Origin of the sequence: Wolbachia endosymbiont of Chrysomya megacephala (assembly GCF_008245065.1) — a bacterium.
Lineage (GTDB): Bacteria > Pseudomonadota > Alphaproteobacteria > Rickettsiales > Anaplasmataceae > Wolbachia.
Genome location: NZ_CP021120.1, coordinates 479,203 through 495,855, shown reverse-complemented (window position 1 = coordinate 495,855; position 16,653 = coordinate 479,203). Strand labels below are relative to the sequence as shown.

At 33.9% G+C, this 16,653-nt stretch carries 15 protein-coding genes; 8 read left to right on the top strand and 7 right to left on the bottom strand.

Translation table 11 applies throughout. From position 1 onward, the window contains the following. Positions 1-37 precede the first annotated feature (37 nt). Both CAI20_RS02330 and CAI20_RS06555 read left to right on the top strand, forming a co-directional pair. A complete protein-coding gene (locus CAI20_RS02330) occupies positions 38-391 on the top strand; it encodes a TrbC/VirB2 family protein (RefSeq protein ID WP_127464037.1) in 354 nt (117 codons plus the stop codon). Between the two features lie 466 nt (positions 392-857). Beyond that, entirely contained in the window at positions 858-2,570 is a 1,713-nt protein-coding gene (locus tag CAI20_RS06555) for a recombinase family protein (protein WP_167495306.1), read from the top strand. A gap of 388 nt (positions 2,571-2,958) precedes the next feature. On the opposite strand, the gene purF is transcribed toward CAI20_RS06555, so the two are convergent. After that, the gene (gene purF, locus CAI20_RS02310; RefSeq protein ID WP_007302311.1) at positions 2,959-4,344 is read right to left on the bottom strand and encodes an amidophosphoribosyltransferase; all 1,386 of its coding nucleotides are present in this window, start codon (positions 4,342-4,344) and stop codon (positions 2,959-2,961) included. A gap of 249 nt (positions 4,345-4,593) precedes the next feature. Between purF and CAI20_RS02305 the strand changes: the two genes are divergently transcribed. Further along, positions 4,594-5,826: a hypothetical protein gene (locus CAI20_RS02305; protein ID WP_007302312.1), complete on the top strand. Its 1,233-nt coding sequence runs from the start codon at positions 4,594-4,596 to the stop codon at positions 5,824-5,826. A gap of 131 nt (positions 5,827-5,957) precedes the next feature. On the opposite strand, the gene CAI20_RS02300 is transcribed toward CAI20_RS02305, so the two are convergent. The 3 genes from CAI20_RS02300 to def form a co-directional block, all read right to left on the bottom strand. After that, on the bottom strand, positions 5,958-6,497 hold the full coding sequence (locus CAI20_RS02300; RefSeq protein WP_179943898.1) for a demethoxyubiquinone hydroxylase family protein: 540 nt from the start codon (positions 6,495-6,497) through the stop codon (positions 5,958-5,960). 498 nt (positions 6,498-6,995) lie between these two features. Further along, positions 6,996-7,769 (bottom strand): uracil-DNA glycosylase, encoded by a 774-nt coding sequence (locus tag CAI20_RS02295; RefSeq protein ID WP_010403847.1) that lies wholly within the window; start codon positions 7,767-7,769, stop codon positions 6,996-6,998. Further along, positions 7,759-8,298, bottom strand: coding sequence for a peptide deformylase (def, locus tag CAI20_RS02290; protein ID WP_007302315.1), 540 nt, complete (start codon positions 8,296-8,298; stop codon positions 7,759-7,761). Before def ends, CAI20_RS02295 begins: the two co-directional genes overlap by 11 nt. A 137-nt stretch (positions 8,299-8,435) precedes the next feature. Between def and ftsA the strand changes: the two genes are divergently transcribed. Both ftsA and map read left to right on the top strand, forming a co-directional pair. Further along, positions 8,436-9,674: a cell division protein FtsA gene (ftsA, locus tag CAI20_RS02285; protein WP_007302316.1), complete on the top strand. Its 1,239-nt coding sequence runs from the start codon at positions 8,436-8,438 to the stop codon at positions 9,672-9,674. Between the two features lie 117 nt (positions 9,675-9,791). Beyond that, the gene (gene map, locus CAI20_RS02280) at positions 9,792-10,574 is read left to right on the top strand and encodes a type I methionyl aminopeptidase (protein WP_007302317.1); all 783 of its coding nucleotides are present in this window, start codon (positions 9,792-9,794) and stop codon (positions 10,572-10,574) included. Between the two features lie 30 nt (positions 10,575-10,604). Here the strand turns inward: map and CAI20_RS02275 are convergent, their stop codons facing one another. Then, entirely contained in the window at positions 10,605-11,816 is a 1,212-nt protein-coding gene (locus CAI20_RS02275) for an MFS transporter (RefSeq protein ID WP_012481950.1), read from the bottom strand. A 205-nt stretch (positions 11,817-12,021) separates the two neighbouring features. Here CAI20_RS02275 and rsmH point away from each other — a divergent pair, with 205 nt between their 5' ends. Then, positions 12,022-12,906 (top strand): 16S rRNA (cytosine(1402)-N(4))-methyltransferase RsmH, encoded by an 885-nt coding sequence (rsmH, locus tag CAI20_RS02270; RefSeq protein WP_007302319.1) that lies wholly within the window; start codon positions 12,022-12,024, stop codon positions 12,904-12,906. Positions 12,907-13,872: 966 nt separating this feature from the next. Here the strand turns inward: rsmH and CAI20_RS02260 are convergent. Further along, positions 13,873-14,172, bottom strand: a complete 300-nt coding sequence (locus CAI20_RS02260) for an ETC complex I subunit (protein ID WP_007302320.1) — start codon at positions 14,170-14,172, stop codon at positions 13,873-13,875. 142 nt (positions 14,173-14,314) lie between these two features. Here CAI20_RS02260 and CAI20_RS02255 point away from each other — a divergent pair, with 142 nt between their 5' ends. Then, a complete protein-coding gene (locus tag CAI20_RS02255; protein ID WP_007302321.1) occupies positions 14,315-14,926 on the top strand; it encodes a 50S ribosomal protein L25/general stress protein Ctc in 612 nt (203 codons plus the stop codon). Continuing rightward, positions 14,926-15,489: an aminoacyl-tRNA hydrolase gene (pth, locus tag CAI20_RS02250; protein WP_149168755.1), complete on the top strand. Its 564-nt coding sequence runs from the start codon at positions 14,926-14,928 to the stop codon at positions 15,487-15,489. The genes CAI20_RS02255 and pth overlap by 1 nt, the downstream gene beginning before the upstream one ends. A 34-nt stretch (positions 15,490-15,523) precedes the next feature. Here pth and recA read toward each other — a convergent pair whose 3' ends face one another. After that, a complete protein-coding gene (gene recA, locus CAI20_RS02245; RefSeq protein WP_007302323.1) occupies positions 15,524-16,591 on the bottom strand; it encodes a recombinase RecA in 1,068 nt (355 codons plus the stop codon). Between the last annotated feature and the right edge of the window lie 62 nt (positions 16,592-16,653).

The window sequence follows — 16,653 nt, the reverse complement described above, 5'->3', positions numbered from 1 at the left end:
AAATGATAGATAATCCAGCGTTAAATACGGAGGCATAATGAAAAATTTTCTTCTACTTGTAGCTTTAATTCTCTCTTTTGCATTTGATAATACTTTTGCTGCTGCTGTTACTGATGATGCAACAACCAATACAATATGCAAAATAGTAGGCTATACTCACGGTATAGGCGGGCCTATGATTACAATAGTGATAATAGGTGCAGCGTTGCTTGCAATATTTGGCAGAATGCCATGGCCAGCGCTTTTTGCACTCGGTGCATTTACTGCTGTGTTTTTTGGTGCACCTGTAGTTGTTTCAAAAATAGTACCAGGTGGTGTGATTTGTAAAGATGGTGCAACTGCTTGCCCTGATGGTAAAACATGGAATACAACAACAAATAAATGCGCATAATAAGCATTAAAGCTTCAAAACATTAGCAAATGGTGCTTCTTTAAGGAGCACCATCATTGCACGAACTTGTGATTTAAGCCACCATGAAGGTGTTATTCGAGTAGCTCCTTCGATGTTATCCAAGTGCCCTCTTTCTTTGTTATTCAAGTAGCTGACACTGATTCCTTTACACTACCGACAATGTTGCAAAAAACATAAAAATAAAACTAGAGAAAACCATTTCTCGAAAACTTCTGTGTCCAGAACCAAGAGTCCGATTTACTTATAGCGCTAATAATCAATTAACCATCGGCTTTAAGGAATGATATGAACATATTATTTCAAGGAAAAGTCATGAGAAACAAGAGATTAGCTATCCAAATTAGCTGTAGCTATGAACCTAATCGGTTAGCAGAACAATGCTTATCAGATGCTTATGAAAAGGTAGTGTCAAAGGAAATAAGTCAAAAAAACTTAAAACATAAAAATGGGATTCAAGGAGGGTCAAATGGTAACAGTATGTTTATATGCGAGAGTTTCTTCGGGGAAACAAGTAGAAGGAAATACGATAGAAAGTCAAATTGCAGCTTTAGAGAAGCAAATTAATCTGGACGGATACAGATTGTTAAGTGAGTATAAATTTATTGATAACGGCTACAGTGGATCTCATTTAGTCCGCCCTGATTTAGAAAAATTACGTGATAAAGTAACAGAAGGTAAAATTGATAAGATTTACATTCATTCTCCTGATCGTTTATCTAGAAAATATGCATATCAAATGGTGCTGATTGAAGAATTTGAAAAAGCAGGAGCAAAAGTGGTTTTTTTAAATTATGAGATTAACGGTAACCCAGAATCTCAATTACTGTTACAAATGCAAGGTATGATAGCAGAATATGAACGTGCGAAAATTATGGAACGAAGTCGTCGTGGTAAAATCTATGCAGCTAACAAAGGCTATGTAAATGTAATGGGAGGAGCTCCTTATGGTTATCGTTATATAGATAAGCATATGGGAGGAGGACAAGCTTTATTTGAGATTAACGAAAAAGAAGCTGATGTCGTTCGTAAAGTATTTTTGTGGATAGGCAGAGAAAGAACAAGTATTGGGGAAGTATGTCGTCGGCTAAATACTATGTCCATTAAGACACAAAAAGGAAAAGAACGCTGGAATAAAGGTACAATTTGGAGTATGTTGAAAAACCCTGCTTACAAAGGACAAGCAGCTTTTGGTAGAAGAAGGTTAGGAGTAAGATTAAAGCAAGTAAGACCACAGAAAGGCTCTTGTGAGCAGCCAAAAAGTAACCACTCTGTCTATCCTGTTGAAAAAGCAAATTGGATTTATATTAAAGTGCCAAATATAGTAGATGAAGATATATTTGATATTGTTCAAGAACAATTAGCTGAAAATAGAAAAGTAGCAAGGACAAGAAAAAGAGGAGCAAAGTACTTACTACAAGGTTTAGTCATATGTAAGCGTTGTAATTACGGATGTTACGGAACTTGCATGAGAAGTAGACGAGAAGAAGAAGGTGGTCATTATGCATATTACCGTTGTAGTGGTAAAGATTCTTACCGTTTTGGTGGTAATAAGATTTGTGACAATAAACCCATTCGCTCAGATGCATTAGAAACAGCTGTGTGGGAAGAGGTTAAGCAGTTATTGAAAAATCCAAACAGGATTTTAGAAGAATACAAGCGTAGGCTTTCAGAACTAAAAAAATCATCATTGGATCAAAAAAGTGACCTGCTAGAGAAACAAGAAAATAAATTAAAACGTGGTATTGCTAGACTTATCGATAGTTATGCTCAAGAATATATCAATCAAGAGGAATTTGAACCACGAATTAAAGCAATGAAACAAAGCTTAAAAACAATTAAAGAAGAGAAGAAAAAGATATTTTATCAAAAGGAATTAGAACAGGAGGTAACTCTGGTTGTGGCCAATTTAGAAGACTTTTCTTCCAATATTACGTTAAACCTTGATAACGCAGACTGGTTAACTAAACGTGATATTATCAGAACATTGGTCAAGAGAATTGAAATTAACCTTGAGGACGTAAATGTGGTATTTCGCGTAAAAGAGCTACCGAACTCTTCTGGACATAATGGAAAGGAAAATAAAAATTTGCAACATTGTCGTAGGTGTATTTATGATGGTGTCAACTACTTACATAACACCTCTCTAAAATTACTTTAGCTACAAATATTAAAAAATTTACCAAGCAAAAAAAAGGCAAAAGAATCCCCGTGTGAAGAGTTTTAATAATTTAAATTGGCGTTGTAATAATGTCCTAACAAGCGCGTTTTGGCTGAATGTAGAAAAAATAAAAAAGACATGCAGCCGCTATAATTTTTGTGTAATTTGCCAATAAATATGTGAGTTTTTTTACTGAACTTTGTGATTGAGCCTGCAGGTTAAAAACAAGGATAAATACTCTTGGTGCCATAGTAAAGGAAATGACGAAATTTGTAAAGTAGCTTTTACTCAAATGACACCCAGGCAAAAACTATATGGTTATGCAAAAAATCTATTTTTAAAATTGTTAATATAACATAGAAAAAACCTCACCTTCATTAATAATAGATTACTTACCAATTGGGTAATCACCAGTGAAGCAAGCATCACAATATTGCGGTGTAGCATTGTTACGCACCTCTCCTTTAACAGCCCTGTATAGGCCATCAATACTCAAGAAGGCTAAGCTATCTATTCCTATAACTTCCTTAATTTCCTCTACAGATTTATTTGCAGCAATTAAATCTTTGCACTCTGGCGTATCTATTCCATAAAAACAAGAGTGCTTAATTGGTGGACATGAAATCTTTAGGTGAATTTCTTTTACTCCTGCATCTTTTAACATAACTATTATACTTCTGAGCGTGCTACCACGCACTATACTATCGTCTATTAAAATTATGTTTTTACCCTTTAAAATATGCTTATTAGCATTGAACTTTAATTTTATTCTAACCTTACGTATTTCAGGGATTGGCTGTATAAATGTTCTTCCTATATAATGATTACGAATTATCCCCAGTTCCATAGGTAATCCTGAATGCTTTGCATATCCAATAGCTGCAGGTATTCCAGAATCAGGTATTGGTACAATCATATCTACATTGTTCTTTGGTGGACTTTCCTTTGCAAGTATTCTTCCTATTTCTTTTCTTGTATCGTATATAGACCTATTCTCCATTATGCTGTCTGGTCTTGAAAAATAAACGTATTCAAAAATACAAAAACTTGATTTTTGCTTTGGGAAAGGAAACATTGAGGCTAGCTTACTATCCGAACTGATGGTAACTAATTCGCCTGGTTCTATTTCTCTAATAAACTCTGCATTTATTATATCAAGAGCACAAGTTTCAGATGCAAGAACGTAAGAACCGTTTAACTTTCCTAAAACAAGAGGCCTGATTCCAGATGGATCACGTACTCCAATAACTACTTCTTGATTGATTGCCACAAAAGAATAAGCACCTTGTATTTGCTTTAATGCATATATAAAACTCTCTAAAAAGCTATCTTTTTCACCGCTTGCTGTCAGATGCACTACTACTTCTGTATCAATATCTGACTGAAAAACACACTCTTGTTTAATTAATTGTTCGCGTATCGGAGAAATATTAATTAAATTACCATTATGTGCTATGGCGAAATCTCCAAATTTGCCACTTTTGCCAAACATGGGCTGCACTCCAAATTTACTACCACTGGTTGAGTATCGAACATGACCTATTGCACAGTCTCCAGGTAAGGATTTCTTTATTTCATCTATATCATCAAATACGCTGCTCACTTGACCTTGAAAGTGATAAGAGAGCAGCTTATCGTTGTTACTGGTTACTACACCAAAAGACTCTTGACCTCTATGCTGCAAAGCGTGGAGAGCAAGTATAGAGTTAAAAGCAGCACTTTGGTTGCAACTTATGCCAAATACCCCACACTCCTCATGTACTTCATCAAGCATGAAAAATATTAAATAAAGCCTGATTGTACTTTAGTAGAGGTAAAGTACAAGAATTTTATTTGTTAATCCCTTTCAAAGTTGAAGCTTTCTACGGTAGTTTTGGTGTATACCAGAAAGTAGATTATATGCAATTAACCAATTTTGAGATTTTTGACAATTTTTTAGCACTGAAGAGAAAAAGATATTTTTATTGACTTATCTATGTATTGAAGTAATCACTAAAAAGTTTTATTGGTTATGGTATATAATATGTCTAAGCAAGTAGGTAAACAAGGTGAAAGTAATCTTATTTTAGAGCCTGAACAGTTCTCTAACAGCTTCTTCAATAGTCAACAGAGTAGTTCATCAAATCCAAAATTACCGACTATAAGTCGTAAAGATAGGCATATGGATTTAATCAAGAAAAGGTACGCAAAAAACAAAGATGTTGCAGAATATCTAAGAAGTTATGACTTTATTAAAAGAGCAGAAGAATTGTCAATAATTTATCTTTTTGAGCGAGACTCATCTTCTACGAAATTGCAAATACCATTGACTACAGATGAACAAATTCTAGTTAAAAAATTTTGTGATGAGATGATAAAAGGTATAACAGAACACGATGAGCAAGAAAGCGTTTTAAAGTACATGGAACGCATAATAGAGGGTTATTTAAATCAAGGAATAAGATTAAACTCATATTACGGTAAGGATAATAAGACTGTAACAAATTTTATATTTGAAAAAATGGAAGAATTAATTAATCGCTTTCATGCAAATCCACACAATTCAACTACAAAAAATATCATACAAAAGATCACTCGTAATTTAGTGTTAAAAGGTGGGGTAGAAAAAGGATTATCTTTTTATAGCGATATTGAAGGCGGATATTACGGCTCTAATTATTTAAATGATCTTAACGAACAATGTAAGAGTAAGAAAAAAATGCTAGAGGGTCTAGCATATGAAGGTATTGTGAAAGAAAATAACAAGCAAATTGATAAATATGATCTTGAAGTAGAAGTAGATAATAAATATTTTTATATTAAGTATCCACAAGGTAGTATTGTTGAAATTGCGAGAACTTTAAATAATGAAAAAGCTAAGGATTTAGAAGTTGGCATATTTCAGATTGAGGAAAATATAGTAAAAGTTGAAATTACAGAAGATGGAAAAAGAAATTACACAGATATCTTAAAAGGTGGTATTGAAATATTTTTTACTACTAAAATAGGAGAGATTAGTATTTATCTACGGAAAGATGGTAACAAAATGGTAGTAGAAATTGATGAGAAAAGCAAAATAAGGTTTAGCAAGTTAGAAAACAAATCAAGCTTTGGAGGGAATTGTCTTATACAGGGAAAAAGTGTTTTAGAAGTTATGGGCAAGAGTTTTGAAAATATTCCTGAGGAGTTAACTCAGACTATTAAAAACGTTCCATCTACTAGTCTTATGCAAACATGTTTACAACAACAAGAAAACTCTAATAGGGAATTAAATTAATGTATTTTTAGGATAATAATTAAGAAATTAATTATAAACATTCATACGCATTCGATTGTAGTAGAGGATATGAGGCAGCAATTAGCACAAGAACTAAAGGCAAATGTGGTTGGTTGTCAAATAGTGATTGATTAAATCAATTTAGAGAGGTAAATAGCAGCTTTGCAGCTTGTTTTTATGAACAAAGATAAAACGTTGTAGCCAAGTGCGCTTTCGGCATTGTGCTGAATTGCAATATCTCTGTGCTCTAATTCCTCATCGCGAAATTTACTTATAGTTTCTCTTAATTCCCCATCTTCTAAATGTAAGACTTGCTCCTTGTAGTGCTCTCCGATCACTTCTTCAACTGCAGCAGTGCAAGCCATAGCGGCTTTTTTACCCATCATGGCAGTTACAACACCAAGTGATACCCCTAAAGCACCCCAAACTGGCAACAAAACAGTAGGACGAACTCTTTGCTCCTTGATTTTCTCATTAAAATAGTGGAAATGTTTTTTTTCCTGCTCCTCCATTTCAATTATTTTGTCAATTATGGAAGATTTTTTAAGAATAAATTTTTGACCAGAATAAATGCAAATGGCTCCATATTCGCCAGCATGATTTACTCTAATTGCTTGTTCTAAAAAATTTCCTTTCAATTTTTTTATATTGCTTTCCAATGTTTCCTCCATTTATTTCTGCATTAGTACTACTATAAACCAACATATTATAGAGTAAATAAAATTCCATGCATACATTGCACCAACATTGTGATTACAGGAACTCAAGTAGCAATAGCAAAAGTTACTTGACAGACTCTCCCACTTTCCCTTATCATATCAATAAGAGTATTTATCCTTGTTTTTAATCTCTGCAGATTTAACAACAAAATTCAGTAAAAAACTCAGGTATATATTGGCAGATTACATAAAATTATAGCGGCTGCATGTCTTTTTTATTTTTTCTACATTCAGCCAAAACACGCTTTAAATAAGCGTTAGCACATTATTACAATGCCAATTTACATTATTATAGGGTCAAAACTCACTACTGGGGGATTCTTTTGCCTTTTTTTTGTTTAGTAAATTTCTTAATATCTATAACTAACATGAACTAGGCAGTGTGTCAATAGGGTGTCATTCTAGTCTGGAATGATAGGAGAAGGTACTGCGATGACAACAAGTAGTAAGCTAAACGTCCGTGTGGTTATTGGTATTATCAAGATATTCTCTAATCTTCTTTAAATCTTCCCAAGCTAAGCGTTTTTGTGCTGGTTGACGAAGTAGATAGGCTGGATGAAATATAGCGGCTGTGGTAATTGCATGAGATAAATATTGGTTAGTATAAGTATGAAATTTGCCACGCAAGTTCGATATAGTCTTTGTGTTATCAAGAAGGCTATAACATGCGATTCCTCCAACAAAAATCAGAATCTGCGGTAAAACAAGAGCAATATGCTTCTCAACAAATGGTCTGCACATATCAAGCTCTAGATCAGTTGGTTTTCTATTACCTGGTGGACGCCAAAACACGGTGTTGCTTATATATACCTTAGTGCGGTCCAGATTAATTGCACCGAGCATCTTATCGAGCAGCATTCCGCTTGCACCACAAAATGGTATGCCTTTCAGGTCTTCATTTGCTCCTGGTGCTTCACCAACAAGCATGATTTTTGCATTTGGATTACCATCGGAAAAAACAGTATTAGTTGCAGTTTTTTTTATTTCACAACCCTCAAATGACTTAACTGCACTTCTTAGTTCATCTACACTACCACATTCACTTGCAAGCTTCCTTGCTTCAATGATCCAATCACTTGGGAACATGGCTTTTTTCTGCTCGATGACAGAAGACTGTGCAGCTCTCTCATTTTCCACTTTTTTTTCCTCTTCACCTTCAGTTAGCGTGCAGTCAACACCCACTTCATGATAGAACTTCAACAATTCTAGATCTTCATTGTTCATAGTGCCTCTTAACCTTTTGAGCTTTTTTCATAGCCATATCGTACTTCAATTTAGACAAATGTCTAACGTATAATATACCATTTAAATGATCTAACTCATGCTGAATACACCTTGCAAGCCAACCACTAGCTTTTAGCGTCTGTTCTTCGTTATTTAAATTTTTATATTTCACAGTTAAATATTTTGGACGCTTAATTTCATGGCTTTGCTCTGGAATTGAAAGGCACCCTTCTTTGAGAATTACTTGTTCACCCGATAATTCTGTAATTTCAGGGTTAATCATGCAAAATTTGCCAGTTGATTCATATCCTGCTGGCCCATCTTCAGCCTTCTCTGGCTGAACGTCCATGATAAAAATTCTCTTCAGCACTCCAACTTGTACTGCAGCAAGACCAAGACCTTCTGCATAGTACATAGTTTCGAACATGTCGTTTACTAATTCTTTAATTTTATCGGTTATATCTATTACTTCACTGGCACGTGTAGTTAACCTTTCATCAGGGGCAATTACAATTGGCAATTTAGACATAAAATTAAAATTTTATGTTTTATTTTTTCCTTTGTACAGTATTTTGGGTATATTAAAATGTTGCTGTATTTTTAATAGAAATATAAATTATTAAAGGAAGCTACAATTTGAATGGAATTGTGTCATAAGGTCAACTAATGTACTCTGCAGTAATAATAAAACCAAAGCGAAATGTTTTTGCCGTTTTAGACGTAGGTACAACAAAAATTATCTGTCTCATTGTTAAGATCAATAGCAACTTCAGCTATAAAATAATAGGAACGGGTTATAAAAGTGCAGAAGGTATAAGCGGTGGATCAATAACTGATGCAAAGCATGCAAGTTACTCTATTTCATCAACTATAGGTTTAGCTGAGCAAGTATCAGAAGAGACTATAGACCAGATATATGTGAATGTAGCCGGATGTGGAGTCTCATCTTTTAACGTATATAACGAAATTATTGCAGCTAATCACGAAATTTCAGACCGAGACATAAAACGTGTAGTCTTTCAGACATTTGAGAAATATATCGAAGAAAATGTCATCATTCACAATATACCACTGAAATATCACTTAGATGATATGACTGACATAAAGGAAGTCAGTGGATTATATGGAAAAAGATTATCTGCTGATGTTAATGTTGTCACTGCTTCGCGTCCAGCGCTTACCAATATCGAAAATTGTATAACTAATAATAGTGGGATAAGTATGTCTGGTTGTGTTGCTTCTGCATATTCTGCAGGCCTTGCCTGTCTAAGTAAAGATGAAAAAGAGCTAGGAACTGCCGTTGTTGACATAGGAGGTGGATGCACTGCAATTGGAATTTTTAAGAGAGGAAAACTTGTGTACACAAGCAGCATTCCAATTGGTGGCATTCACATTACCCGAGATATAGCTTATGGACTATGCACAAGTATAGAGCATGCTGAACGCATAAAAATACTATACGGTAGCACTATTGTAACTTCAATAGATGAGAATGAATGTATTGCAGTGCAAAGTAATGAAAGCGATGAACCAACTCAAGTGTTTAAGTCTGAACTTGTTAACATCATAAGACCAAGGGTTGAGGAAATACTTGAGCTGATAAGAGAACAATTTCAAGAACAGAAAGATCCAATTAATAAAGTAGTGATCACAGGTGGAACCAGTCAACTCACAAGCATGAAAGAAATTGCAAGCTATATATTCAATAAACAAGTCCGTATCGGATGCCCTGAATCTTGTAGCGGTCTTGATGGCGAATACGACAAAAATCCTGTATTTTCTGCTGCTTTAGGCTCTATAAAGCTAATAGTTGACACCTTTTATAGAAATAATTCTGGAATGCTTGGTCACGATGGCAAAATAAGTAAGTTATACCATTGGGTTAAATCAAAAGTCACAGTCTAGATTTTTGTCTTTATCTCTTAATATACAAATGGCTTGATCTAAGAGCTTATTTTTATAGTATTATTACACTGATGTATCCGTAAGAGAAGCAGAAAATTACAATAAAACGTAAGAAACATGAACATAACTATACATTCACAAGAAGATTTTGACTTTATGCGTAAAGCTGGCAGGCTTGCAGCTGAAACCCTTGATTTTATTGCACCACACGTCAAAGTAGGCGTAACAACTAATGAATTAAATGATCTATGTCATGATTTTATAATCAATGCAGGTGCAATTCCAGCACCACTGAATTATAAGGGATATCCGAAATCAATTTGTACTTCGAAAAATGCTGTTGTATGTCATGGTATTCCTGATGATAAACCTCTTAAAGATGGAGATATTTTAAATATTGACGTTACAGTGATTTTAAATGGCTGGTATGGTGACACAAGTCGCATGTTTTGGGCTGGTAAACCCTCAATAAAAGCAAAGCGTTTGTGTAATGCTACTTATAATGCGCTAATGGAAGCAATAAAACAAGTCAGGCCAGGCAATAAGTTAAATAAAATAGGACTTACTATAGAAAAATATATTGAAGATTTTGGATATTCTATCGTACGCAATTATTGTGGACATGGCATAGGAAAGGTTTTTCATGCTCCACCAAATGTTGTACATTTTTATGATGAAGGTGAGGATCTTATCTTAAAAGAAGGCATGTTTTTTACGGTAGAACCAATGATCAATGCTGGAAAACATGAAACTCTGCTCAGCAAGCTAGATGGCTGGACAGTGACAACACGTGATCTTTCACTTTCTGCACAGTTTGAGCATACGCTTGGAGTCACAAAAGATGGAGTTGAAATATTTACACTATCACCTAAAAATTGGCATTTTCCACCTTATGATTAGATTTTTTAAACACTTGGTTTTTGAAAAAATCTAACTCTTAACTTGTGATATAGCAACTAACCCAATTAATGCACAGAAAATCATGTAAAAACTTGCTAAAGTTCCTTGTCCTGTAACTTTGATAATAGTTGTGCATATAAATGGTGCAAGACCACCAAAAAATCCCGAAGCTATATTTCTTGATAAACCAAATCCACTGTATCGTACCTTTATTGGGAATAATTCACACATAAACGCGCTAACAGGACCAAGAGAAGCAGCTATTGGGATTATAAAAAGAACGTGCGCCATTATGGTGAGCAAATTATTACCACTTAGTATCATTGAAAAAACTGGATAACTTACTACTATAAAAGTCACAAATGCAAATTTCATGACTCTTTCTCTCCCTACCTTATCAGAAAGTATTGCAAATAGTATAGTCAATCCTCCAAGTGCAACCTGATTCAATATTTCTACTGCGTGATTAAAGTGAGTGTTTATTGTTGATGCAAGTAGATTAAAAAACACTAAATATATGTAAAGAGATGCATTCTCAACTATGTCAACTCCAATTGATATTAGAAAAGGTTTTTTATAGCCATTTAACAGTTCTTTTAACGGTAATTCATGTGGCTTTTCCTGCTTTTTATATTCTGGGCTTTCATCGAGTATATATCTCATATATATACTGATTAATCCTATTACAAAACTGAAAATAAAAGGCAATCTCCATCCCCAAGATTCAAAATCGGATACTTTTTTGCATATAAGCACCACTATAAGACTTAATATTGAGCCAAGAATTGCGCTCAATACTTCAATACTGCCAAAGAATCCTCTTTTATTTTTAGGAGCATGCTCTATTAAAAATGGGGCATTTCCTGCCTCTCCTCCAAGAGATATACCCTGCAATAATCTTAAACATACCACCAGTACTGATGCGAGTACCCCAATGTTCTGATAGCCTGGAACAAATGCAATAAGTACGGTTGATAGAGTCATCAATATGATAGAGAGAAATAGAGCAATCCTTCTTCCATATTTATCGCCAATGTGGCCAAATATAGCAGCACCAATTGGTCTTATTAAGAAACCCACTGCAAACACTCCAAAAGCTTTAAGTATGCTGACTAATTTGTCGTCTGATGGAAAAAACACATCTCCGATTATGCTTATTAGATGGCTGAAAAGCATGTGATCATACCACAACAAAGTGTTACAAATTAAACTTGATAGTATTACTTTTGTTATTTGTTGCACGAAATCTTCCGTAATTTGTTTGATATTATAGTAATATTACTTACTTTTTCAAACGTGAATTATGTAAATGTTATATTAATAATATTATCTTATTAAATTTTTATATCGTTGATTATATTTAAATATTCTTATACTATACCTATATATTTCCATATATTTTTTGGCGAGAAAGTTATTTTAATTTAAGTGCACAAAGTCTCTTGATATGACACATATTCCAGTTTTGTTGAAAGAGATGCTACTGCAATTGTCACCACACAGTGGTGGTATATATGTGGATGCCACGTTTGGAGCTGGAGGATATAGCAAAGCAATATTGGAATCCGCTGATTGCAAAGTGTATGCAGTTGATAGAGATGAAACAGTTACTAAATTTTATGATGATCTAAATGTTAAATACCCTAATAGAATAAAGTTATTTATTGAAAAGTTTAGTAATATCAAAAATTTATTAGATAGTAATAATATTAAAGGTATCAATGGAATAGTTTTCGACGTTGGAGTTTCATCTATGCAGCTTGATAATGGAGATAGAGGATTCTCATTTCTACGTGATGGCCCACTTAACATGAGCATGGATAACTATTCTCATATGAATGCTTCGACGTTTGTTAACGCTTTACGTGAAGAAGAGATTGCGAACACTATATATAATTATGGGGGTGAGCGTCATTCCCGCAGAATCGCAAGAGCGATAGTAAATGCGCGGAAGAAGAAAATTATCAAAACTACATTTGAACTTGCGGATATTGTACGTTCTGTAGTGTTTCGTGGAAAAAGCAAGATTGACCCTGCAACTAGGACATTTCAGGCAATCAGAATATGGGTAAATGATGAGCTAGGAGAGCTTGAAAAGGGTATTAAAGCTGCATCTGAGATTTTAAGTGAGAACGGCAAATTAATTGTAGTTACTTTTCATTCTTTAGAAGATCGTATAGTCAAAACTGTTTTTAAAGATTTATGTGAACCAGGATCTACTAAAACATTCTCCCTTTTAAATAAAAAAGTGATCAAAGCAAGTTCAGAAGAAATAAATGTAAATCCACGCGCGCGTTCAGCAAAACTGAGAGCTATACAAAGGTTATCATGAGGACCTTTCATGCCATTTCAATAATTATATTTTTATTGTAGGGTTATTTAAGGTAAAATTACACGTTCAATCACTAAATAGAGAACTAGCATGAATAAAGCATAAAATTAATTTAGTGCAAAGCGACATAAAAGTCCTGCAAGCAGAATGGAGTTATTTGAGTAATCTAAAAAAACTTGCAGTCTTACGGAGAAATACCTAAAAAATAACCCTTTGATACTAGCTAGCCAGATTCGACTCTCTGTAGTGTGTTAGCACAACTTAAAACCCAGAATAACAATTAGAACCTATCTTGAAAGGGAAAAAAATAAGATGAGGTAAGCAAAAAATAGGAGGGTAACGAGTGATAAGGCCAAATGTTGCACAAGGGGCGATAACAATTATTAATGCAATGAAATATATAATGAGGGAGTTTAATATAGTTATGCAAGAGGCCTAATTTGAAATATTAACATGAAAAATTGCTTGCGCATATTTCAAATCTGATTATAATTACAATTAGAGATATTTTAAGAGCTCAAAATCTATCTTTGTCTGCAGACTTTTTCTATTAAACAATCAAACTCATTAAATGTAGTGTGTCTTCTTCAGTGTATACACGTATACTTAATCTCTGTCGTATGTGCACTGCATTTTTTTCTAATCTTTTTTACACAGGAGGATTTTATGTCCAGAATTCCAGATATTTGACTTTTACTTTAGCTAAAAACCAATAGGCGCCTATTGTTTAACGCTAATTAAAATAAAAATTTTTCTAATATATAGAAGAATCACTGTTTACTGAAAATGGGATACGATTGCCAAGAAAGCTGCGAATGTCAAAGAATTTTAGGTAAACATTATTTGCTTGACGTATGAGCGTGCTCTCCTTACTGCAAGAACTCTTTAATATATGCTTAACCACTTAAGTCCTTTCAAGATATGTTCTTAGATTTAAGCTTTTAGGTAAACATACTACAATAAAATTTACTTTAGTATAAAATTATTTGCATAAGATTTTGGCAGTCTTTTAACATCTTTTGGCATTTCAATTGTGTACTTTGTGTTGTGTTTCTTTGCGTAAGATATTGCTTTTTCAAGAGAATCAAACTTTAATACAATCTGTTTTTGGGGATCTTTTGAGCCAACCCATCCCATCAAAGGTTCAATATAGTAAGAACAAGGCTCAATTTTTAGGTACCAGAATTTTGTATTACCTAAGCCAGATTGTGTTGCAGTTTTTGTTGGCTTATAAATCTTAAAAACTACTTGATCGTTAATACTCATAGTCCTTACTACGTAATCTTAAGTATATATCTAAATAAATTTTTCCACAAAGAATTAGTGTGAAAGAATGAAGTTTGAAATAAATATTTTTATGTTATATTATTAAATTATATAAAAAGGATTAGCTGAATAGGAGTAATCGATGGCACAGCAAGAAATGGTAACAATTAATGCAGAGTTACGTGATGTAAAAAAAAAGAAAGCGATGCAGGCTCTGAGGGAGAAGGGAAGTATACCTGCAGTTATATATGGTAAAGGGCATGATAACGTAAATTTGACATTGTCTGCAAAGGAATTTACTAAACAATATAAATCAGGTGCTCTTTCTGCACATTTAATAGAACTAGATATTTCAGGGAAAAAAGAATATGCTCTTGTTCGTGATATTCAATGGCATGTAGTAAAGGATACTGTGCAACATGTTGATTTTCAGTTTGTTGATAAAGGTAGTGAAATTAAAATAGATATACCTTTATCATTCATCAATGAAAGTAAATCACCAGGAATCAAATTAGGTGGAGTGCTTAATGTTCTGTGTCGTTCTATTACTGTCAAATGCTCTCCTGAGAAAATACCTCAAGTCATAGAAATTGATTTGTCTGGCAAAATGATTGGTCAGTCTATACATATCAATGATGTAAAATTGCCAGAAGGTGTTAAATTTGTAGCTCATGAGGAAGAAAATTTCACCATTGTAACAATCTCTGCTGCCGATAGTGATGTTGAAGAGACTCAAACAAAAACAGAGGAGTAGTGCATTTAATAGCTGGGCTTGGTAATCCTGGTAGTCAATATGAGTTAACTCATCATAATATTGGTTTTATCGTTATTGACGCAATCTACAAATATTGGAATTTTCAGTCATTTTCTAAGAAAGCCGATTACTTGATAACCTCTGGCATAATTAACAATAATAAAGTTATGCTAATAAAGCCTTATTCGTTTATGAATAATTCAGGTATTCCTGTTGCAAAAATAAAAAATTTTTACAAATTATCGCTAGACAATATTGTTGTCATACATGATGATGCTGACTTGAAATTTGGAAGAATAAAAGTAAAAAAAGGTGGTAGTTCTGCTGGACATAATGGACTTAAGTCTATAGATAGCTTTATTGGTAATGATTATTGGCGTTTAAGATTTGGAGTAGGCAGGCCTGAAGGTCAGAAAAGCTTAGCAGACTATGTGTTATCAAAATTTGAAAATTTTGATAACGTTATCCTCTTAGCGGAAAAAATAGCAAAAAATATACACCTAATGCTGCAAGGAGATACCACAGCTTTTATCAACTCGGTTGAGAGTGAAACTTTAGTATAGCAAACGAATACTGCCCAATACAAACTAATTTAGATTAGAATACTGATTCTTCTAGAAGTTGTTCGCGTTCCTCTTCTATTGCAATGGAATTATCATGATTTTTAAATAAATCTCTGATTTTTGTTTCTATTTCACTTGCAATTTCTTTGTTTGCCTTGAGGTAACTTTTTACATTTTCTCTTCCTTGGCCAAGACGCGTATTGTTATATGAATAATAAGCACCTGCCTTTTCAAGTACACCAAGTTTTGCTCCTATATCTATTATTTCTCCAAGTTTTGATATGCCTTCATTGTACATTATATCAAATTTTGCCTCTCTAAACGGAGGAGCAACTTTATTTTTTACAACTTTAACTCTCGTTTCATTACCCGTAATATTCTCCTTATCCTTTATCGCACCAACTTTTCTTATATCAAGTCTTATAGAAGTATAGAATTTTAACGCATTTCCACCAGTGGTAGTTTCAGGATTTCCATATACTACTCCTATTTTCATACGAATTTGGTTGATAAATATCAATATACAGTTTGCTTTTGAAACTACAGAAGTTAGTTTCCTGAGTCCATGGCTTAGAAGTCTTGCTTGTAGTCCCATGTGCTGATCGCCCATATCCCCTTCAATTTCAGCTCTTGGAGTTAGTGCTGCAACAGAATCAATAACTATTACATCAACTGCACTAGAACACACTAAATACTCAACAATATGCAACGCCTGCTCTCCAGTGTCTGGTTGTGAAATTACCAAATCATCAGTTTTCACTCCAAGTTTACGAGCATATATAACATCCAGTGCGTGTTCCGCATCGATAAATGCACATAAACCTCCTTTTTTCTGTGCTTCAGCAATTACATGCAAAGCAAGGGTAGTTTTACCAGAACTCTCAGGGCCAAATATCTCAATTATACGTCCTTTTGGCAATCCCCCAACACCCAGAGCTGAATCAAGTGCAATCGACCCTGTAGATATCGTGTCTATTTTTTCTACAGGATTTTGCTTTAGTTTCATTATTGCACCTTTACCGAATGCTTTTTCAATTTGACTTATTGCATTATCTAGTGCTTTTTGCTTATCATTATTTCTTTCTTCTGGATTATGTGCCATGGATCATTTATTAACTTGTATAGTCTCCATGGTAATTGAACGCAACCAATCTGCCAAGGGTT

Excerpts from the sequence above, each read along its gene's own strand:
- CAI20_RS02330 (WP_127464037.1), top strand. The coding sequence starts at position 38 with ATGAAAAATTTTCTTCTACTTGTAGCTTTAATTCTCTCTTTTGCATTT.
- CAI20_RS06555 (WP_167495306.1), top strand. The coding sequence starts at position 858 with ATGGGATTCAAGGAGGGTCAAATGGTAACAGTATGTTTATATGCGAGA.
- purF (WP_007302311.1), bottom strand. The coding sequence starts at position 4,344 with ATGCTTGATGAAGTACATGAGGAGTGTGGGGTATTTGGCATAAGTTGC.
- CAI20_RS02305 (WP_007302312.1), top strand. The coding sequence starts at position 4,594 with ATGTCTAAGCAAGTAGGTAAACAAGGTGAAAGTAATCTTATTTTAGAG.
- CAI20_RS02300 (WP_179943898.1), bottom strand. The coding sequence starts at position 6,497 with ATGGAGGAAACATTGGAAAGCAATATAAAAAAATTGAAAGGAAATTTT.
- CAI20_RS02295 (WP_010403847.1), bottom strand. The coding sequence starts at position 7,769 with ATGAACAATGAAGATCTAGAATTGTTGAAGTTCTATCATGAAGTGGGT.
- def (WP_007302315.1), bottom strand. The coding sequence starts at position 8,298 with ATGTCTAAATTGCCAATTGTAATTGCCCCTGATGAAAGGTTAACTACA.
- ftsA (WP_007302316.1), top strand. The coding sequence starts at position 8,436 with ATGTACTCTGCAGTAATAATAAAACCAAAGCGAAATGTTTTTGCCGTT.
- map (WP_007302317.1), top strand. The coding sequence starts at position 9,792 with ATGAACATAACTATACATTCACAAGAAGATTTTGACTTTATGCGTAAA.
- rsmH (WP_007302319.1), top strand. The coding sequence starts at position 12,022 with ATGACACATATTCCAGTTTTGTTGAAAGAGATGCTACTGCAATTGTCA.
- CAI20_RS02260 (WP_007302320.1), bottom strand. The coding sequence starts at position 14,172 with ATGAGTATTAACGATCAAGTAGTTTTTAAGATTTATAAGCCAACAAAA.
- CAI20_RS02255 (WP_007302321.1), top strand. The coding sequence starts at position 14,315 with ATGGCACAGCAAGAAATGGTAACAATTAATGCAGAGTTACGTGATGTA.
- recA (WP_007302323.1), bottom strand. The coding sequence starts at position 16,591 with ATGGCACATAATCCAGAAGAAAGAAATAATGATAAGCAAAAAGCACTA.